This is a genomic window from Streptomyces prunicolor (assembly GCF_045162825.1).
Classification (GTDB): domain Bacteria; phylum Actinomycetota; class Actinomycetes; order Streptomycetales; family Streptomycetaceae; genus Streptomyces; species Streptomyces prunicolor.
Genome location: NZ_CP108676.1, coordinates 9,161,382 through 9,180,962, shown reverse-complemented (window position 1 = coordinate 9,180,962; position 19,581 = coordinate 9,161,382). Strand labels below are relative to the sequence as shown.

Annotated in this window: 14 protein-coding genes; 3 read left to right on the top strand and 11 right to left on the bottom strand. The window is 70.0% G+C overall.

Annotated elements, in window-relative coordinates; all coding sequences use genetic code 11:
- Positions 1 to 38 precede the first annotated feature (38 nt).
- Positions 39 to 578: a GNAT family N-acetyltransferase gene (locus OG588_RS41665; protein WP_405951772.1), complete on the bottom strand. Its 540-nt coding sequence runs from the start codon at positions 576 to 578 to the stop codon at positions 39 to 41.
- A 156-nt stretch (positions 579 to 734) separates the two neighbouring features.
- Here OG588_RS41665 and OG588_RS41660 point away from each other — a divergent pair, with 156 nt between their 5' ends.
- Positions 735 to 1,694 carry an ATP-binding protein gene (locus OG588_RS41660; protein WP_405951771.1) on the top strand — a complete coding sequence of 320 codons (960 nt, stop codon included), beginning with the start codon at positions 735 to 737 and terminating at the stop codon, positions 1,692 to 1,694.
- 69 nt (positions 1,695 to 1,763) lie between these two features.
- On the top strand, positions 1,764 to 2,156 hold the full coding sequence (locus tag OG588_RS41655; RefSeq protein ID WP_405951770.1) for an SCO5389 family protein: 393 nt from the start codon (positions 1,764 to 1,766) through the stop codon (positions 2,154 to 2,156).
- Between the two features lie 18 nt (positions 2,157 to 2,174).
- On the opposite strand, the gene OG588_RS41650 is transcribed toward OG588_RS41655, so the two are convergent.
- The 6 genes from OG588_RS41650 to OG588_RS41625 form a co-directional block, all read right to left on the bottom strand.
- Positions 2,175 to 3,014, bottom strand: a complete 840-nt coding sequence (locus tag OG588_RS41650) for an alpha/beta fold hydrolase (protein ID WP_405951769.1) — start codon at positions 3,012 to 3,014, stop codon at positions 2,175 to 2,177.
- Between the two features lie 96 nt (positions 3,015 to 3,110).
- Positions 3,111 to 4,976 (bottom strand): discoidin domain-containing protein, encoded by a 1,866-nt coding sequence (locus tag OG588_RS41645; RefSeq protein ID WP_405953342.1) that lies wholly within the window; start codon positions 4,974 to 4,976, stop codon positions 3,111 to 3,113.
- A 146-nt stretch (positions 4,977 to 5,122) separates the two neighbouring features.
- Positions 5,123 to 6,481 carry a GH1 family beta-glucosidase gene (locus tag OG588_RS41640; RefSeq protein ID WP_405951768.1) on the bottom strand — a complete coding sequence of 453 codons (1,359 nt, stop codon included), beginning with the start codon at positions 6,479 to 6,481 and terminating at the stop codon, positions 5,123 to 5,125.
- 38 nt (positions 6,482 to 6,519) lie between these two features.
- Complete coding sequence (locus OG588_RS41635; RefSeq protein WP_405951767.1) at positions 6,520 to 7,380, bottom strand: carbohydrate ABC transporter permease; 861 nt, start codon at positions 7,378 to 7,380, stop codon at positions 6,520 to 6,522.
- A complete protein-coding gene (locus tag OG588_RS41630) occupies positions 7,373 to 8,368 on the bottom strand; it encodes a carbohydrate ABC transporter permease (RefSeq protein WP_405951766.1) in 996 nt (331 codons plus the stop codon). Before OG588_RS41630 ends, OG588_RS41635 begins: the two co-directional genes overlap by 8 nt.
- Before the next feature lie 8 nt (positions 8,369 to 8,376).
- Positions 8,377 to 9,693, bottom strand: a complete 1,317-nt coding sequence (locus OG588_RS41625; protein WP_405951765.1) for an ABC transporter substrate-binding protein — start codon at positions 9,691 to 9,693, stop codon at positions 8,377 to 8,379.
- 210 nt (positions 9,694 to 9,903) lie between these two features.
- On the opposite strand from OG588_RS41625, the gene OG588_RS41620 reads away from it, so the two are divergent.
- The gene (locus OG588_RS41620) at positions 9,904 to 11,673 is read left to right on the top strand and encodes a coagulation factor 5/8 type domain-containing protein (protein ID WP_405951764.1); all 1,770 of its coding nucleotides are present in this window, start codon (positions 9,904 to 9,906) and stop codon (positions 11,671 to 11,673) included.
- 115 nt (positions 11,674 to 11,788) lie between these two features.
- On the opposite strand, the gene fusA is transcribed toward OG588_RS41620, so the two are convergent.
- The 4 genes from fusA to OG588_RS41600 all read right to left on the bottom strand — a co-directional run bounded on the left by fusA (position 11,789) and on the right by OG588_RS41600 (position 19,575).
- Positions 11,789 to 13,846: an elongation factor G gene (gene fusA / locus OG588_RS41615; RefSeq protein ID WP_405951763.1), complete on the bottom strand. Its 2,058-nt coding sequence runs from the start codon at positions 13,844 to 13,846 to the stop codon at positions 11,789 to 11,791.
- Between the two features lie 314 nt (positions 13,847 to 14,160).
- Positions 14,161 to 15,012 (bottom strand): NlpC/P60 family protein, encoded by an 852-nt coding sequence (locus tag OG588_RS41610; RefSeq protein ID WP_405951762.1) that lies wholly within the window; start codon positions 15,010 to 15,012, stop codon positions 14,161 to 14,163.
- A gap of 155 nt (positions 15,013 to 15,167) precedes the next feature.
- Positions 15,168 to 19,031 (bottom strand): helix-turn-helix domain-containing protein, encoded by a 3,864-nt coding sequence (locus OG588_RS41605; protein ID WP_405951761.1) that lies wholly within the window; start codon positions 19,029 to 19,031, stop codon positions 15,168 to 15,170.
- Between the two features lie 166 nt (positions 19,032 to 19,197).
- On the bottom strand, positions 19,198 to 19,575 hold the full coding sequence (locus OG588_RS41600; protein WP_405951760.1) for a hypothetical protein: 378 nt from the start codon (positions 19,573 to 19,575) through the stop codon (positions 19,198 to 19,200).
- Positions 19,576 to 19,581: the final 6 nt, after the last annotated feature.

The following is a 19,581-nucleotide window of genomic DNA, read 5'->3' as shown; positions in this document are numbered from 1 at the left end:
GCTTGTACGGGCACTTGTGCGTCGGAATCGCATCGCGGTTATCGCTCCATGCCCAGTTCGAAGTGCACGATTCCGCCGTTCCCGCCGTCCGGATCGTCACGCTCGTCGTGCACGACCTTGCCGAGCGACCGCCAGAAGGCCTCGGCGCCGGGCACGGCGGGATCGGTGTGCAGATATACGGCGCGGTAGCCGCCGTCGGCCGCGGCGAACGCGAGGAGTTCGGCGACGAGGTGCCGGGCGAGGCCGCGCCGGCGGTGCGCGGGGCGGACGTAGACGCGGCGCAGTTGCGCGGTCTCGCCGGAGGGGTAGCGCTCGGCGAGGTCGCGCGGGTTCGGCGGGTGGACCGGTCCACGGGAGTCGAGGGCGCCGGTCGCCACGACCGTGCCGTCGGCGGGGTCGAGCGCCACGAGGAGGGTGTGGCGGGCCGGGGCGAGGTAGGCGGCGGCCGGGTCGATGATGTCGCCGTGCCAGCGGGGCACGTACCCGGTGCGGAAGTCGCGGTAGACGGTGTCGAGCATCACGGCACGCGCACCGTCGATATCGTCCGGGCCTGCCGCCCTGATGCAGTAGTCAAGCACTTGCACATCATATGCATTAAGACCCCTAGGCCTTGATCACACTTGGACCGTTCCTGGATCGCCCTTGATCCACTCGATTTGACAGCCTCGCGGCCACCCCCTAAAACCTAGCCACATGACATTCATTTTCAAAACCGCGATTGCGGCGGCCCGATAGTGCGCGTCGCGTTCGTCGGCAAGGGCGGCAGCGGAAAGACCACGCTGTCGGCCCTCTTCGCCCGCCATCTGGCCCGCTCCGGCGCCCCCGTGCTCGCCATCGACGGAGACATCAACCAGCACCTGGCCGAGGCACTGTCCCCCGACACGTCTCCCGACACCGAACCGGTCACCGCCCCACCCCTGGCCGCCCACTTGACCGAACTGAAGGACTTCCTGCGCGGCACCAACCCGCGCATCGCCTCCCCGGAGGCCATGATCAAGACCACACCACCGGGACGCGGTTCACGTCTCCTGCGTCTGCTCGGCGACGACGAGGTGCACGCCCGTCATGTGGTCCGTGCGGGTGACGTTCCGCTGATGGCGACGGGCGAGTTCGAGGAGAGCGACCTCGGGGTGGCCTGCTACCACTCCAAACTCGGCGCGGTGGAGCTGTACTTGAACCATCTGGTCGACACCGCCGGCGAATACGTCGTGGTCGACATGACGGCGGGCGCCGACGCCTTCGCCTCCGGCCTGTTCACCCGCTTCGACCTGACGTTCCTGGTGGCCGAACCCACCCGCAAGGGTGTCTCCGTCTATCGCCAGTACCGCGACCACGCACGGGAGTTCGGCATCCGCCTGGCCGTGATCGGCAACAAGGTCACCGGCGAGGACGACCTGCTCTTCCTCAAGGAGGAGGTGGGGGACGACCTCCTGACCCACCTGGTCCACTCCCCCGCCGTCCGCGCCGCCGAACAGGGCAGGGTGCAGGGCGAGTTGGAGTCACACAACGTCCACGCCCTGAATCTCCTCCGCGAGGCGGTCGACGCCCACCCCAGGGACTGGCCGACCCTGCACCGCCACGCCGTCGAGTTCCACCTCCGCAACGCCCACGCCTGGGCGGACAAGGCAACGGGCCTGGATCTCGCGGCCCAGGTGGACCCGGAGTACGTACCGGGCCCGACACCACACCCCTGACCACCACCTGCTCGCTCGCTGGCTCACTCACACACTGTTCGCCAACTACCAGACAGGACACCCCTTTTCATGTCTCTCGACGTCTCCCCGAAGCTCCTCGCCGAAGCCGAGAACGGTGACATCCGCGAGGCGGACTTCGTGGACACGGTCCGCACGTCCCTGCCGTACGCCTACGACCTGATCGCCGGTCTCGCCACCGAACTCCGCGACGGCACAGCCGACTTCACCGACAACCAGACCCCGCCCCCGTCCGAGCAGCAACGCGGCCAGCTGCTGCGGGCTCTGGCCAGCGACGCGATCCGGGGCAGCCTGGAGCGCCACTTCGGAGTGGCCCTGGCTTTCCAGAACTGCCATCGGGTGGCGGCGTTCCGGCCGGGGGCAGTCGACGGGGAGACATACGCCCGGTTCACGTCGGTGCGGTCCCAAGTGCTGAACCAGTCACCGGAGTTCAGGGACTGCTGAGTCCCAGGGAGCAGTGGGTCAGGCCGTGAACGCCGACACGGTCGCGACGAACCGCTCGGCGTCGTCCAGCCACGGCATGTGCCCGGCCCCGGACTGCACCTCGAACTCCGCGTTGGGGAACAGTCCCGTGTACTCCGCCATCGCGCGCGGCGGAGCGGAGATGTCGAACTCCCCGGCCAGGACGAGCACCGGGGACCGGAATTCGGCCAGGGCCGCGCGGGTGGCGCCCGGGTCGAAGGCGCCTTCGGCGGCGTAGGCGGTCGCGGCCTCCGCGTTCTTCTCCTTGGCGTCGGCCTCGTCGAAGGCGCGTGCCGTCTCGTCCCAACGGGCGTGGGCGAAGGGCGCGATGGCCGGCCAGGAGTCGGGGGTCGCACGACCGGCGGTGATCTCCTCCAGGGCGGCGAACGCGGGTCCGAACCACGGTTCGGACCCGCGCAGTCGCGCGACCTCCAGGCGGTCCTCGGCGGAGATCGGGATGCCGACCGCGTAGACGCTGGGGGTGATCAGGGTCAGTCGGGCCACGCGCTCCGGGTGGCGGGCCGTGTACAGCGCGGCCAGGTTCGCACCGGCCGAGTGGGCGAGCAGGTCCACCCGGTCGAGCCCCAACTCCTCGCGCAGCGCCTCGACATCGTCCACCAGGCGGTCGCAGCGGTACGACGCCGGGTCCCTCGGGACCTCCGACTCGCCCGTGCCCCGTAGATCCAGCCGGATCAGACGGCGGTGGGCGGTCAGGCCGCCGAGGGTGCCCAGGTACGCCGAGTCACGCATCGGGCCGCCGGGGAGGCAGATCAGGGGCGGGCCGTCGCCCGATGCGTGATAGGCGAGGCGGGTTCCGTCGGGTGCGGTGAAGGTCGGCATGGGCGTGAGCGTGTCAGGGGGCCTCGCGTGCGGCAACCGGATTGTCGGGCGGTGGAACGGACCGGTCCGGCGCCGCGCTCCGGACCGGTCCAGCTGTCACTTCTTCTGTTCGACCCGCACCCAGTCCACCTCCGCCTGCACTCCCCCGGCCGCGACCTTGTCCACGCTCGACTGCGGCAGCCCCCAGTACGGCGTGGTGACCTGGTTCCAGCCGGCCGGGTACGCGCCGCCCAGGGCGAGGTTGAGGATGACGTACTGGTTGTGGTCGTAGACCCATTGGCCTCGGGTCGATTCGAGTTTGTTGCGGGTGGTCTCCTGGACGAGGTTGTCGTCGACGTAGAAACGCATCCCGGTCGGGGTCCATTCGACCGCGTACGTGTGCCACTGGTCGGCCGTGCCGCCGTTCGGGTAGGTCTGGCGGGCGCCGATGTTGCCGTCGGCGGAGTAGCCGGGGCCGTGGAGGGCTGTGCTCGTCCAGGTCGGGTAGCCGATGTTCTCCATGATGTCGGTCTCGCCGGAGGCGGGCCAGGAGACCGACGGGTCGTCGACGTTGCTGCCGAGCAGCCAGAAGGCGGGCCAGAATCCATCGCCGACCGGGAGCTTCATGCGGGCGCTGACCTTGCCGTACGTGAAGTCGAACTTGGTGTTGGTGTCGATGCGGCCGGACGTGAAGTCGTAAGTACCGCCGCCCGCTTGGGTGCAGCCCTTGCAGTACTTCGCCGCGAGGATCAACTCACCGTTCTGGGTACGGACGTTGTCCGTCGAGTCGACGTACGCCTGGGACTCGCCGTTGACCGAGCCCATCTCCGTGCCGGTCCGCACGACCCGCCATTTGGAGCGGTCCAGGGCCGCCGACGTGAAGTCGTCGAAGAACGCCGTCTGGTAGGTGCCCGTCTGGTCGGCGGGGAGTGCGGGGTAGGCCGCCGCCGCGCTGCCGCCGGTGCCCCAGACCTGGAACTCGTAGAGGGAGTAGCCGAATTGGGCCGTGTACGGGGCCGGGTTGTAGAAGGAGCGGCGTTCCTTGCCGAGCATGCGGACGTAGCGGCCGGTGACCGGCTGGGGCAGGGTGACCGTGTCGTGGCGGCCCGCCGCGTCGGCCGGGGCCTGGATGTTCGCGCGGCGGGCGGCGATGTCGGCGGCCGAGGGTTCGTAGACCGTGCGCCAGGTGGTCTTGTCGTCGGAGACCTGGAGCAAGTAGTCGACGGCGTACGCCGATTCCCAGTAGAAGTCGGCCGTGTCGATCGTCGAGGTCGCGCCGAGGTCGACCGAGACCCAGCGGTCGGCGTTCCAGTCGCTGGACCAACGGGTCGCGTCGTCCTTGAGGTTGGCGGGCCAGCCGCCGTCGGTGACGTACGCCGGTGAATTGCCGTTGTGCTGGTAGTAGTTGGAGTACGCGGGGTGGTTCAGGGCGAGGTTGGTGCGGGTCGTGGACGCAGGAGCCGGCTCGCCGCCGTAGACCTTGAAGGAGTAGAGCGAGTAGCCGTAGGGCGTGGCACGTTCCAAGCCGCGCAGACGGACGTATCGGCCCGTCACCTCCTGGGGGTATGTGCTCGTGGTGACCGAGCCTCCGGTTCCCGCCGGCTCCGTGTAGAACGGTGTCCAGTCGGTGCCGTTCTTGGAGACCTCCAGGACGTATCTCTTGCCGTAGGCGGTCTCCCAGTCGAGGGTGACGCGGTCGATGCGGATCGTCGTGCCGAGGTCGAGGCGGATCCAGGCGTCGTCGGCGAAGTTGCTGGACCAGCGGGTCGCGCCGTCGCCGTCGAAGGCGAGGCCGGGGGTGGTGCCGGCGTTCTCGCTGCCGGAGGCGGTGACGGCGGCCGGGTTCGCGGCGTAGGCGGCGGCCGCGCGGTCGGTGTCCCAGGTCGCGGCGGCCGCGGCCTGCGGGGCGGGGGCCGCGAGGGCCGGGGTTGCGGAGAACAGGGCCAGTGCGGTGAGCGCGGTGAGCAGGGTGCGTGCGGGCATCATGCGGGTCTCCTTGAGGGGCGGATCTCCTTCTGGGGGCGATCGTGCTGATGTGCAGCTGACTGTCGTGCGCATGACACACATGGGGATGGTGGTGCCCCGGTGGGTGCGGGCTCCCCCGCCCGCGCCCACCGGGGCGGCCTTGCTCAGGCCGCGCGCCGGGCCCGGCTGCGGTGGTCGCGGATGATGTCCGCGTACCGGTGGCCGGAGCCCTTGATCGTGCGGACCTGGGTCTCGTAGTCCACGTGGACCAGTCCAAAACGCTTCTCGTAGCCGTACGCCCACTCGAAGTTGTCGAGCAGCGACCAGGCGAAGTAGCCGGCCAGCGGGGCGCCCTTGCGGGCCGCCGAGGCGCAGGCGGCGAGGTGCTGGACCAGGTAGTCCTGGCGTTCCGGGTCGTCGACGGTGCCGTCGGGGCGTACGACGTCGGGGAACGAGGAGCCGTTCTCGGTGACGTAGATCCTGCGGGGGTCGTACTCCTCGGTGAGGCGGAGCAGCAGGGTCTCGATGCCGGACGCGTCGATCTCCCAGTCCATGCCGGTGCGCGGGACGCCGAGGCGGCGCACGGCGCGGGTGTAGGGGGCGGGGCCGGTGGGGTCGTCTGCGACGGTCGCCGGGAAGTAGTAGTTCAGGCCGAGCCAGTCGAGCGGGGCGGCGATGGTCGCCAAGTCGCCGGGCTGTTCCGGGAGTTCGACGCCGTACGTCTCGACCATGTCGGCCGGGAAGCCGCGGCCGTGGATCGGGTCGAGCCACCAGCGGTTGACGTGGCCGTCCTGGCGGCGGGCCGCCTGTACGTCCTCGTCACGGTCGCTCGCGGGGTACACCGTGGAGAGGTTGTTGACGATGCCGACCTGGGCGTTCGGGGCGGCGGCGCGGATGGCCTGGGCGGCGAGGCCGTGGCCCAGCAGCAGGTGGTAGGAGGCGCGGACGGCGGCCGTTAGATCGGTCCAACCCGGGGCCATCTTGCCTTCGAGGTGGCCGATCCAGGCCGAGCAGGAGGGCTCGTTGAGGGTCGTCCAGTGGGTGACGCGGTCGCCGAGGCGTTCGGCCATGACCGAGGCGTACGCCGCGAAGTGCTCGGCGGTGGCTCGCTCGGGCCAGCCGCCGCGGTCCTGGAGCGCCTGGGGCAGGTCCCAGTGGTAGAGGGTGACGGAGGGGGTGATGCCCGCCTCCAGGAGTCCGTCCACCAACTCGTCGTAGAACGCGAGGCCCTTGGGGTTGGTCGGGCCGTCGCCGCCGGGGATGACGCGGGGCCAGGCGATCGACAACCGGTAGGCGTTGGCGCCGAGTTGGCGCATCAGGCCGAGGTCCTCGCGCCAGCGGTGGTAGTGGTCGCAGGCGACGTCGCCGTTGTCGTCGTTCGCGATCTTTCCGGGAGTGTGCGAGAAGGTGTCCCAGATCGACGGCGCGCGTCCGTCCTCGGCGACGGCTCCCTCGATCTGGTACGCCGCGGTGGCCGTGCCCCACAGGAAGTCGTGCGGGAGTGCGGCGAAGTCGATGGTCACTGAAGTCCCTTTACGGTCAGCGGAGTTGGTCGGGTCGGTCACTTGACGGCGCCCGCCGTCAGCCCGGCGACGAGATAGCGCTGCAGCAGCAGGAAGCCGGCGACCACGGGCACGCTGACGACCAGTGAGGCGGCCATGATCTGGTTCCAGTACACGTCGTTGAGCGTGGAGTAGCCCTGGAGTCCGACGGCGAGCGTGCGGGTCGAGTCGTTGGTCATGACGGAGGCGAAGAGCACTTCTCCCCACGCGGTCATGAAGGCGTAGACGGCGACCGCGACGATGCCGGGGATCGCTGCCGGTACGACGACGCGCAGCAGTGCGCCGAGCGGTCCACAGCCGTCGACCAGGGCGGCCTCGTCCAAGTCCCTTGGCACGGAGTCGAAGTAGCCGATCAGCATCCAGATGGAGAACGGCAGGGAGAAGGTGAGATACGTCAGGATCAGGCCGCCGCGCGAGCCGAACAGGGCGATGCCCGTGGCGTTGCCGATGTTGACGTAGAGGAGGAACAGCGGGAGGAGGAAGAGGATGCCCGGGAACATCTGGGTCGACAGGACGGTGACCGTGAAGACGCGCTTGCCGCGGAACTCGTAGCGGCTGACGGCGTACGCGGCGAAGACCGCGATCACCACCGAGCAGAGGGTCGCGGCGACGGACACGATCAACGAGTTCATGAAGTACTTCGCGAGCGGGACCGTCGACCAGATGTCGATGTACGGGCGGATCGTCAGGCCGCTCGGCAGCCAGCGGAACTTGCCCGTGACGTCCGAGAGCGGTTTCAGGGAGCTGGAGAGCATGACGTACACCGGCACCAGGACGAAGCCGGCGAGCAGGGTGAGGAAGATCCGCCGCGACCAGATGAAGGAGCGGGGCGGGGCCATCGGGGACCCGGCACTAGACATCGGCCGACCTCCGTCCGCGTGAGGTGATGACGAGATACACGCCGGTGACGACGAGCAGGAACAGGAGCAGCAGGACCGACATGGCCGAGCCGGTGCCGAAGTTCCAGGTGACGAACGAGGCTTGGTAGATGTGCACCGAGATGAGGTCCGCGGCCTCGGGGGCCGCCCTGCCGAACAGCACGTACGGCGTGTTGAAGTCGTTGAACGTCCACAGGAACAGGACGAGGACCAGCACCTGGTTGACCGGGCGCAGCGACGGCAGGGTGATGCGGCGGATCTGCTGCAACATGCCGGCGCCGTCGATGGACGCGGCCTCGTACAGCTCCTTGGGGATGTTCTGCAGGCCGGCCATGACGATGAGGAAGGCGAACGGCCAGCCCTTCCACACGTGCACGATGAGCAGCGCGTAGAAGCTGTTGTCGCCGATCAGCCAGAACGACGGCTTGCTGGTGATGTGCAGCTGGTCGTGCAGGACGTGGTTCACCAGGCCGTTGTCGTGCTGGAACATGAAGACCCAGGTGATGACGGCCGCGTAGACCGGCAGTGCGTAGGGGATCAGAAAGAGCGCTCTCAGGAATCCCCGGCCGCGGAAGTTGTCCTGCATGTAGATCGCGGTGACCGTGCCGAGCAGCCAGCAGAAGGCGACCGACAGCAGGGTGAACGCGACGGTGACGAAGAAGGAGTGCAGCAGCGACTTGCCGACGGGGGCGCTGAAGTCCACCGAGACTTTGTAGTTGCCGAAACCGGTCCAGGGCGCGGTGCCCCAGTCCCGGATGTAGAACTGGGTGAGCTCCTTGAAGCTCATGACGATGCCGATGACCATCGGCACCAGGTGGACCAGGAGTTCGAGGATCAGGGCGGGCAGGAGCAGCAGGTAGGGCAGTCCGATACGGCGGATCCGTTCGCCGCGCCGCCGGCGCGGGCCGGGGGCCGCCGGGTCGGAAGGGTTCTTCCGCACGGCGGCCTCCGGGGTGACAGTGCTCGTCACAGTCGCACTCACTTCGCCGGCATCTGCTGCTGAGCCTTTTCGAGCTCCGCCTTGACCGACGCCGTCGTGACCGCGCGGCCGGCGGCGGCGTCGGCGAACAGGTTCTTGACGGCCGTGCCGACCGCCGTCTCGAACTGCGACTCGTCGGCGACCTGCGGCAGCGCGGCGGCGCTGGTGGCGAGGGTGTTCTTCAGGACGGCGTTCGCGGGGGTGTTGAACGCGGTGTCCTCCTGCGCGGTCTTCACCGGCGGGATGGAGCTGTAGGCGGTGTTGAGGATCTTCTGCTCGGTGTCGCTCGTCATGAATTTCACGAACTTGGTGGAACCGTCCAAGTTGTTCGTGTTCTTGAAGACGGCCAGGTTGATGCCGGCCACCATCGAGTTGGTCTGTACGCCGGTGCCCGGGGTGCCGGACTGCACGGGTATCGGGGCGATGCCGTACGAACTCTCGCTCATCCCCTGGGACTTGAGGTTGGCGGACGCCGACTGCCACATCAGCATCGCGGTCTTGCCCTTGGCGAAGTCGCTGACCGACTGGTTCTGCGCGTACTCGGCGTTGCCGACCGGGATGACCTTGTCCTTGGCCATCAGGTCGACGTACTGCTTGACGGCCGCCACGACACCGTCGTTGGTGAAGTCGGCCTTGCCGTCGGCGGTGAAGAACTCGGCGCCGTGCTGCTTGGCGAAGACGAAGGTGTGGTGGATGTTCTCGGAGACGTTGGCGCCCTCGGCACCGAGCGCCTGCTTGCCCTTCGCCTCGATCTTCTTGCCGTCGGCGACCAACTCGGCCCAGGTGGCGGGCGGTTGGGAGATGCCCGCGTCGGCGAAGATCTGCTTGTTGTAGTAGAGCGCGTACGCCATCGAGTACAGCGGGACGGCGGCCGGGTCCTTGCCGGTGGCGCCGGTGGAGCCGAGCGCGGAGTCGACGAAGCGGTCCTTGCCGCCGATCTTCGCGAAGTTGGCCGTGCTCCACGGGAGGAAGGCGCCGGTGGCCTGGAGGGAGGCGCTCCAGGTGTTGCCGATGTTCAGGACGTCGGGGCCCTGGCCGGAAGTCGTCGCCGTGAGGATGCGGTTGAGGAGGTCGGACCAGGGCACGACCTCCAGCTTCACCGTGATGCCGGTCTGCTTCTTGAACTTCTCGAGCTCGGGCTGGAGGACCTTCTTGTCGATCGCGATGCTGGCGCCCTGGTTGGAGGCCCAGTAGGTGAGCGTCTTGGGCGAGTCGTTGGATCCCCCACCCGTGGACGAACCGCCTCCGCAGGCCGTGGCCGCTAGGGCGAGTGACATGGTGACGGCGCCTACGGCCGCGGCTCGGATGCTGCGCATACTCCGGGTGTCCCTTCAGGGAATGCACTCACGACTTAATTTAGGACGTGAGTTAAACCTCGGAAGCCAAAGGCGTCAAGAGTTTGGACGCCACTCGTCGAACTCGGTCGTACCTCTTGACGGCCGCGTTCACGGACCTGAAGCATTCCCCCGCGAGAGAGCGCTCCCAACCCCACCGGCGTTCATTTCATGAACAAGGAGAGCCGCGACATGTCCTCAGTTCCACGCAGAACCGTTCTCGGTGCGGCCGCAGCCGTGACCGCGCTGGCCGGACTGCCCACCCCCGCCTCCGCCGCCCCCACAACTCCCGCCGCGAACAAGCCACTTGCCGCCCTGCCGGGCGGCGGCGATCTCGGCCCCAACGTCATCGTCTTCGACCCGTCCACCGCCGGCATCCAGGCCAGGCTGGACCAGATCTTCGCCCAGCAGGAGACGGCCCAGTTCGGCACCGGCCGCTATCAACTGCTGTTCAAGCCGGGCACGTACAGCGGGCTCAACGCCCAACTCGGCTTCTACACCTCGATCTCCGGGCTCGGCCTCTCCCCCGACGACACCACGATCAACGGTGACATCACGGTCGACGCCGGCTGGTTCAACGGCAACGCCACCCAGAACTTCTGGCGTTCGGCGGAGAACCTCGCGCTGGTCCCCGTCAGCGGTACGAACAGGTGGGCCGTGGCTCAGGCGGCCCCCTTCCGTCGTATGCATGTGCGCGGCAGCCTCAACCTCTCCCCGAACGGCTACGGTTGGGCCAGCGGCGGCTATATCGCCGACAGCCGGATCGACGGCCAGGTCCAGCCGTACTCGCAGCAGCAGTGGTACACCCGGGACAGCGCGATCGGCAGCTGGCTCAACGGCGTCTGGAACATGGTGTTTTCAGGCGTGCAGGGCGCACCGGCACAGGGCTTCCCGAACCCGGTGTACACCACGCTGGCCACGACCCCGGTCTCCCGCGAGAAGCCCTTCCTCTATCTCAACGGCACCGAGTACCGCGTCTTCCTCCCGGAGAAGCGCACCAACGCGAGCGGGGTCACCTGGGGCAACGGCACACCGCGCGGCACCTCACTGTCCCTCTCCCAGTTCTACGTCGCGAAGCCGGGCGTCACGGCGGCCACCCTCAACCAGGCGCTCACGCAGGGACTTCACCTCCTGCTGACCCCGGGCATCTACCACCTGGACCAGCCGATCCAGGTGAACCGCGCCAACACCGTTGTACTGGGCCTGGGTTACGCAACTCTGGTCCCGGACAACGGAGTTACGGCCCTGAAGACCGCCGACGTCGACGGCGTACGCCTGGCCGGGTTCCTGATCGACGCGGGCACCGTCAACTCGAACACCCTGCTGGAAGTCGGCCCGTCGGGCACGACGACGGACCACTCCGCCAACCCGACCACCGTGCAGGACGTGTTCGTCCGGATCGGCGGCGCGGGCGCGGGCAAGGCCACCACCAGCATGGTCATCAACAACCGCCACACCATCGTCGACCACACCTGGCTCTGGCGCGCCGACCACGGCACGGGCATCGGCTGGGACACCAACCGGGCCGACTACGGTCTCGTCGTCAACGGCGCCGACGTGCTGGCCACCGGACTGTTCGTCGAGCACTTCAACAAGTACGACGTGCAGTGGAACGGCGAGCGGGGCCGCACGATCTTCTTCCAGAACGAGAAGGCGTACGACGCCCCGAACCAGGCGGCCATCCAGAACGGCTCGATCAAGGGGTACGCCGCGTACAAGGTCGCCGACAGCGTGACCGTGCACGAGGGCTGGGGCCTGGGCAGTTACTGCTACTACAACGTCGCCCCGACGATCGTGCAGCACAACGGCTTCGCCGCACCGAACCGTTCGGGCGTGAAGTTCCACGACCTGCTGGTCGTCTCGCTCGGCGGGCAGGGCCAGTACGAGCACGTCATCAACGAGACGGGCTCGCCGACTTCGGGCACGTCGACCGTGCCGTCGACGGTGGTCTCGTACCCCTGAGATCCCAGAGGTCCCAGGAATCCCTGAGAACCCGGGACCGTCTGAGACCCCCGGAGTCCCCCAGTACGTGGCGGGTGCGGGCCGAAGCTCCCCCTTCGGTCCGCACCCGCCACCGTCATCGGACGGTCACCGCACCCGGCGCGGGCGCATACCCCGTCGGCCGGGCGGTGAACGTGCCCCGGCCCTGTGTCCGGCTGCGCAACCGCGTTGCGTAGCCGAAGAGTTCGGCCAGCGGCACGGTCGCCGTGACGATCGCCGAACCCGTGCGGGTCGTCGAGCCGGTGACGCGGCCGCGCCGGGCGGCCAGGTCGCCGAGCACTCCGCCGACCGCGTCCGCGGGCACGGTGACGGTGACCTCGACGACCGGTTCGAGGAGGACCGTCGTACAGGCGCGCAGGGCTTCCCGCAGGCCGAGGCGGCCGGCCGTGCGGAACGCCGTCTCCGAGGAGTCCTTCACATGGGTCGCCCCGTCGGTCAGCGTGACGCGCAGCCCGGTCACCGGGAAGCCGCCGATCGGCCCCTCGGTGAGGGCGTTACGGCACCCGGCCTCCACCGAGCGGACGTACTCCTGCGGCACCCGCCCGCCGACGACCGCCGAACGGAACTCGAAGCCGAGGCCGTCCAGCGGCTCGACATCGAGCACGACATGCGCGAACTGGCCTGATCCTCCGTCCTGTTTGACGTGCCGGTAGACCCGGCCGGTCACTCCGCGTACGACCGTCTCCCGGTAAGCGACCCTGGGGCGACCGACGTTGACCTCCACGCCGGTGGCCTGGCGGATCTTCTCCACCGCGACCTCCAGGTGCAGTTCGCCCATGCCGGAAAGGACCGTCTGGCCGGTCTCGGCGTCGGTCCGGACGACCAACGAGGGGTCCTCCTCGGCCAGTCGGGCCAATGCCGATGCCAGTCGATCGGTATCGGTGCTCCTGCGGGCCTCCACCGCCACGGACACCACCGGGTCGGCGACCGTGGGCGGTTCGAGGACGAGCGGGGCGTCCGGCGCGCACAGGGTCGAACCGGCGCGGGCGGACTTCAGTCCGACCACCGCGACGATGTCCCCGGCGACCGCCCGGTCCAACCGCTCGTGCCGGTCGGCCTGCACCCGCAGGATGCGCCCGATCCGCTCGGTGCGCCGCGCGCCCGGATCCCACACCGTGTCTCCCTTCTCGATCATGCCCGAATAGATCCGCAGATACGTCAGCCGCCCGGTGGCGGTCGCACTCACCTTGAACGCCAGCGCCGAGAAGGGAAGTTGGGGATCCGCCGCCCGCTCCTGCTCAACGCCGCCATCGCCCGTTCCCCGTACCGCCGGCACGTCCGACGGTGACGGCAGATACGCCACTACGGCGTCCAGCAGCGGTTCGATGCCACGGTTGCGGTAGGCCGAGCCGCACAGCACGACCACACCGTCGCCGGTGCGGGTGAGGTCGCGCAGGGCGGAGCTCAACGTCTCGGCGGACAGGGCCGATCCGTCGTAGAACTCCTCCAGCGCACCCGCGTGCAGTTCCGCCACCGCCTCCTCCAGCAGTCGCCTGCGTCGCCGCGCCTCCTCCAACAGGCCTTCCGGGACCGGGACTTCCTCCGCCGTGTCGCTGCCGTCGGTCCACACCAGGGCTCGTAGCCGCAGCAGGTCGACGACGCCGGTGAAGCCGTCCTCCGTGCCGATCGGCAACTGCACCACCAGCGGCGCCGGATGGAGCCGTTCCCGGATCGAGGCGACGGCCGTGTCGAGGTCGGCGCCCGCGCGGTCGAGCTTGTTGACGAAGGCGATACGCGGCACGCCGTACCGGTCGGCCTGGCGCCACACCGACTCGCTCTGCGGCTCCACGCCCGCGACGGCGTCGAACACCGCGATGGCGCCGTCGAGGACACGCAGGGACCGTTCCACCTCGTCGGCGAAGTCGACATGGCCCGGGGTGTCGATCAGGTTGATCCGGTGACCGTCCCAGGCGCAGGTGACGGCCGCGGCGAAGATGGTGATCCCACGGTCGCGCTCCTGGGGGTCGAAGTCGGTGACGGTCGTACCGTCGTGGACCTCACCGCGCCTGTGGGTGGTGCCGGTGAGGTAGAGGAACCGCTCGGTGACGGTGGTCTTGCCGGCGTCGACGTGGGCGAGGATGCCCAGGTTGCGGACGGCGGAGAGCGGGGTGGCGAGAGGGCGTTCGGTGCGCACGGCCCATGGCCTTTCGAAAGTGATTCCGTGCAGGGCAGCGCAATTCCCGTGCAGGTGAAGTGTTTTGACGGAGCGTCAAGAAGCTGTCACGTCACGGGCATCCGGTGTCGGCCGCGCAGCGGGCACCGGACGGCCGAAGACACGAGGATCACCTCGTACCGCGAACGGGGAACGACGACAGCGGTGTTGTCACGCACGGCCGGGCTCCCCTCACTCGTCAACGGATGTGGCGAGTGTAGAGAAGCCCGGGGTGATGGAGCACGGGATTTATCAGGTGCGGGTGGTCAGGTGCAGGCAGTCACAGGTGCGGGTGGTCAGGTGCAGGTGGGGACGCCGTCCAGCCAGGCCGGGCCCTGGATGTAGATGTTGGTCATCCATGCCTTGTAGTCGGGCAGATAGGCCCAGGCGTCATTGGTGTAGCCGTCCGAGGTGACGGTCTCCGCGTGCTTCTGGCACTCGACGCGAATGCTGGTCGGACCGGGGAAGGCGTAGACGCGCGTGGCGCTGACCGAGGGTGTGGTCTTCGTCCAGACACCGGTGCCCCAGGTCCGGAAGACATGCCCTGTCACCGCACCGGTGTTGACGCGGACGGCCCCGAAGTAGTCGGGGCTCAGGCGGACATCACTGACCATCAGATGCGTGCCGGACTGCTTGGCCTCGACCATCTTGCCCGCGCCGAGGTAGATCGCGATGTGGTGCAGGTCCGCCGAGTCGCCGTAGGCCAGCAGGTCGCCGGGGAGCAGCGGGGCGAGGCCCTGGGCGGCGGTGAAGCGGGCGGCGGCGCGGGTGGTGTAGTACTGCTGGCTCGCGTCGCCGTTGAGGATGTCGGAGCCGGCGGCCTGCGCGTAGGCGTACCGCACCAGGCCCGAGCAGTCGAAGCCGAGCCGCTCGGGGTCGTGTTCGCTGGCCGGGTCGGTGGGGTCGACCTGGCCGTAGGTGGCGCCGGGTTGCGCGCCGTGGCCGCCGCCCCATGTGTACCAGGTGCCCGCGTCGACCTGGGCGCAGGCCGCGGCGATCGCGCTCTGCGCGGCGGCCGAACCGCCGGGTGCGAGGACACCGCAGCCGCCGGCCGCTGATGCCGTCGGCGCGGCGACGGCCGTGGGTGCCCAGAGCAGGAGGGCGAAGAGCCCGATGAGTGTGCCGATGATTCCGGTCCGCCGGAGCATGCCGGGACCCCCGTTTTCTGTGGTCGGTGAGTGGTCGTGCACCAGCCTGCCGACCGGAGTACGGCCGGTCGAGAACCCGGCGCCACCCCACCCGGAAGGGCAACGGGAAACCCTGGGGAAACCCCCTTCCACCAGGGGCACTTGGCCCTCCGCGCTCAGGGCTTCGCACACCCGGGAGTGAAGGACACGGGCAGCCCCGGCATCAGCGTCTTGCGCTCCTGGGGGCCAATTGCCTTCCGCAGACGGCAGATTCGGGTCAGTTGGACGCCGAGGTCCAGGTCCCACAGTCGTACGGTCCCGTCGTTGCTGCTGCTCGCGAGGGTCCGTCCGCCGGGCGCGAACGCGACGCCCCACACCGCGTTCGTGTGCCCGGTGAGCGTGGCCCACGGGCGCCGCCCGGCCAGGTCCCAGAGCCGTACCGTACGGTCGCTGCCGCTGCTCGCGAGGAGGCGGCCGTCCGGTGAGAAGGCGATGCCGCGTACGGATCCGGTGTGGCCGGTGAGGGAGGCCTCGAAGCGGCGGTGACGGACGTCCCACAGGCGGACGGTGCCGTCGTTGCCGCTGGTCGCCAGGGTCCGTCCGTCGGGGCTGAAGGCCACGCCCCGCACCGCGCCGGTGTGGCCGGCGAGGGTGGCGAGCGGGCGGTGGGTCGCGGTGTCCCAGAGGCGTACGGTCAGGTCGTCGCCCGCGCTGGCGAGGGTGCGGCCGTCAGGGCTGAACGTGACATCGTTGGCGGAGTCCAAGTGGCCCTTGAGGACATCGAGTTGATGGTGGCCGTGGACGTCCCAGACGCGGACCGTGCGGTCGGCGCCGGCGGAGGCGAGGGTGCGGCCGTCGGGTGCGAACGCGACGGAGAAGACGTCCCCGGTATGGCCGGTGAGGGTCGCGAGCGCGCGGTGCGAGCGGACGTCCCAGAGCCGGATCGTGCCGTCCGAGCCCGCCGACGCGAGGGTGCGGCCGTCCGGGGCGAACGCCACCGAGAACACGCTCTCGCGGTGGCCCGTGAACGTCGTCACGACCCGGCGCCGGGCCACGTCCCACAGCCGGACGGTGTGGTCCGCGTCGGCGGTCGCGAGGAGTCTCCCGTCCGGGCTGTACGCGGCCTGCGAAACCTCGGTGAACGGGCGGGCCGTCAGGACCGGTCCACGCAGGTCCCACAGCGCCACCGACTGGTCGAAGCCGCCGGTGGCGAGGGTCGTCCCGGTGGAGTTGACGGCGACGGACATCACGTAGTCGGTGTGCCCGGAGAGGATCGCGGCCGGCCGGCCAGTGCGCACGTCCCACAGCCGGGTCGTGCCGTCGCCGCCCGCGCTGACGACCGTGGAGCCGTCAGGGGTGTAGGCGACGGCGTTGACGTCGTCGCTGTGTCCGGTCAGGGTCGCCGTGGACCGGTGCAAGGCCACGTCCCACAGGCGTACGGTCCGGTCGACGCCCCCGGAGGCCACGCTCCGCCCGTCCGGTGCGAACGCCACCCCGAGCACTTCGTCGCTGTGCCCCTTGAGCACGGCGATCGGCCGTCCCCGGTCGGTGTCCCACAGCCGTACGGTCCGGTCGGAGCCGCCCGAGGCGAGGGTGCGCCCGTCGGGGGCGTAGGCGAGCGTGTTGACCCGGCCGGTGTGCCCGGCGAGCCGTACCTCGGTCGGGTTGTCGCCGCCGATGTCCCACAGTTGGACCGTTCCACTCTCGCCGGCGACCGCGAGGCTACGGCCGCGCGGGTCGAAGGCGAGGGCGCGGGCGCCGGTGCTGCTCGCGGGCAGCAGGGTCCGCAGCCGGTGGTCGGCGGTGCCCCAGATGCGGACCGGTCCATCGCTCGACGTCGCCGCGACGGTGGCCCCGTCGGGGCTGAAGCCGACCGAGCGGACCCGGCCGGGGAGGGTGAGTGTGGCGGTCGTCCGGTGGTCGGCGGTGCGGCGCAGTTGTACGGTGCCGTGCGCGCCGGCCGTCGCGAGGAGGCGGCCGTTCGGTGCGAAGGCGACCGCGTTGACCGGGCCGTGGTGGCCGACGAGGCGGGCGGAGAAGGCCTGGGCCTGGGTGCTGAGGAGGGCGCCGCGGGCCTCGGGGGTGCGGTCGGTGCGGTAGGCCTCCTCGGCGAGCAGCATCGAGGCCTCGGGTTGGCCGCCGGCCAGGGAGGTGGACTGCACGGCGAGGGCCTGGGAGCGGGCGATGCGCTCCTGGTCGAGGGCGCTCGCGCGCTGCTGGTAGGCGAGGCCGCCTGCGGTCACGGCGAGACCGAGGAGGACGGCGAGAGTCGCGAACAGGGCCTGCCGGAACCGGATCTGACGTTTCGCCAGATGCTGGCGGGTGTTCTCCTCCGCCTGGCTGGCTTCGAGGAAGGCCTCTTCGCGGGGGCCGAGGCGACTGCGCCCGTCGAGCTCGTCGGCCCAGGAACGGACCGTGTCGAGGCGGGTGCCGCGGTAAAGGGCGGACGGGTCGCGGTCCTCGCGCTCCCATTCGGCGGCGGCGTGGGCGAGTTGCTGGTGGATGAGGAGTCCGGCGCGGTCGGCGTGGATCCAGTCGCGCAGCCGGGGCCAGGCGTGCAGCAGGGCCTCGTGGGTGATCTCGACGGTGTCCCGGTCCACGGTGATCAGCCGGGCCCGCACGAAGACGTCGAGGGCGGCCGACGCGGCGTCGGCGTCGGCGAGTTGTTCCATCAGGGCGCTGCGGCTGGCGCGGCGCCGGGTCGCGACGGTCCCCTCGTCGGAGACGTGGACGAGCCGGGACAGGACGCGCCGGATGGTCTTCTGCTCGGCCGGGTACAGCTGGGCGAACACGGTCTCGGCGGTGCGGGCGATGGCGCCCTGGATGCCGCCGGTGCGCTCGTACCCGGCGACGGTGAGGGTGGTGTCCTCGCGCTGCTGCCAGGTGGCGAGGAGGGCGTGGGAGACGAGGGGCAGGGCGCCGGACGGGGTGTCGTCGGGGGCGTTGGAACGGTCCACGGTGCCCGGTTCGTCGCGCAGTCCGGCGTCGCGCAGGAGGAGGGGGACCAGGCCGGGTTCGAGGGTGACGCCCGCGAGTTCGGCGGGGCGGGTGATGGATGCGCGCAGTTCCGCCACGGACATGGGGAGCAGGACGAACAGTCCGTCGGTGAACACCGGTGCCAGTTCGGGGAGTTCGAGGCAGCGTCCGGTGAAGTCGGCGCGGACGCCGAGCACGACGACGGCGGGGTCCGGGCCGGTGGACAGCGCCCACAGGACCCGGACGAAGGCGCGTCGCTCGCTCTCGTCGGAGCAGAGGGTGAACAACTCCTCGAACTGGTCGACCAGCAGCACCGGGAGGGCCGGTGGCGGGCGGCGGCCGTCGGGTCCGGCCGGGGCGCCCTCCGAGCGGGCGCGGACCGCTTCCAGTAACACCTCGGGGCGGTCGGTCACCTGCTGGGCGGTGAGGTCGAGATCGCTGCCGAGGACCTTCGCCGTACGTTCGAGGAGTTCGGCCAGCGGATGGGCGGTGGGCGTGAGCGCGACCACCGGCCAGCGCTCGGCGCCCGGCATCGGGAAGCCGCCGGGGCGGCGCAGTGCCGGGACGAGACCGGCGTTCAGGAGCGAGGACTTGCCGGCGCCGGACGGGGCGACCAGCAACAGCGGTCCGCCGCCGACGCGTTGGAAGACCCGTTCGACGAGCGCGGCCGTGGCCCGCTCCCGGCCGAAGAACCAGGCCGCGTCCTGCGGGGTGAACGCCGACAGTCCGCGATACGGACACGCGGGCGTACCGGTGTCGGTGACCGCCCCGGCGCCGCGCTCGGCCGGGGCGGCCTCGCGCACCAGCCGGAGCAACTCGCCCTCGGCGCGCAGGATGTGGTCGCACTGGCGGGCCACGTCGACGGTCGCCCGCTTGACGCCGGTCTCGATCTTGCTGAGATAGCCCTTGCTGTAGTGCGTCTGACGTGCGAGATCGGCCAGCGACAGGCCGCGCTCCCGGCGCAGCCGTCTCAGCTGGGCGGGAAAGGACGACGTGGCCTGTGCGGTGCTTCCCGGCTGGTCGGACCGGTCCACGCCCGCGTCGTCGTACTGCTGATCCCCCAAGGCATCCCCCCTGGCACTGGCCTGCCCGGATCGTGGGACGGCGGATGCCCAGGTTACTGCGGGGGTCGGACAGCGAGCCAAGCGTTTCACCCGGAGTGGCGAGAACGGAACCGCCGGGACCGGTTTGGACCGGTCCCGGCGGTGTTCCCCCGTGGCGAAGGTTCCGCTACGGCCTGTTGAGGGTGATGGAGTTGACGGGCGTGAAGTCGACGCGGAGGCCGTTGTCCTGGGCGATCGTCGTGGTGCAGTTCGTGCCGTTGGACCCGTTGCACAGGCTCGCGGACGCGCCGCCGGTCTGGTTGTTGAGGATCCAGTGCTGGCCGAACTGGTTGCTGAGGTTGTGGGCGCCGTAGCTGTAGTACACGTTGGTCGGGTGCGGGTTGTTCGCCGGGACCACTCCCTCGCCGTAGATGCAGACCGCCCCGGACGGACACCCGTCCCAGGGCGTCTCGTCGGCGGGCTTGGCCTGGGCCGCTCCGCTCATCGCGACCAGAGCGGTGGCGGCGGTCGCGAACGTGGCGGCGGCGCGGAACATCGTGCGCATGTTTCC

What these genes read in the sequence shown, in the direction of transcription:
- OG588_RS41600 (WP_405951760.1), bottom strand. Translation starts at nt 19,575, where the DNA reads ATGCGCACGATGTTCCGCGCCGCCGCCACGTTCGCGACCGCCGCCACC.
- OG588_RS41650 (WP_405951769.1), bottom strand. Translation starts at nt 3,014, where the DNA reads ATGCCGACCTTCACCGCACCCGACGGAACCCGCCTCGCCTATCACGCA.
- OG588_RS41635 (WP_405951767.1), bottom strand. Translation starts at nt 7,380, where the DNA reads ATGTCTAGTGCCGGGTCCCCGATGGCCCCGCCCCGCTCCTTCATCTGG.
- OG588_RS41655 (WP_405951770.1), top strand. Translation starts at nt 1,764, where the DNA reads ATGTCTCTCGACGTCTCCCCGAAGCTCCTCGCCGAAGCCGAGAACGGT.
- OG588_RS41620 (WP_405951764.1), top strand. Translation starts at nt 9,904, where the DNA reads ATGTCCTCAGTTCCACGCAGAACCGTTCTCGGTGCGGCCGCAGCCGTG.
- OG588_RS41645 (WP_405953342.1), bottom strand. Translation starts at nt 4,976, where the DNA reads ATGCCCGCACGCACCCTGCTCACCGCGCTCACCGCACTGGCCCTGTTC.
- OG588_RS41625 (WP_405951765.1), bottom strand. Translation starts at nt 9,693, where the DNA reads ATGCGCAGCATCCGAGCCGCGGCCGTAGGCGCCGTCACCATGTCACTC.
- OG588_RS41610 (WP_405951762.1), bottom strand. Translation starts at nt 15,012, where the DNA reads ATGCTCCGGCGGACCGGAATCATCGGCACACTCATCGGGCTCTTCGCC.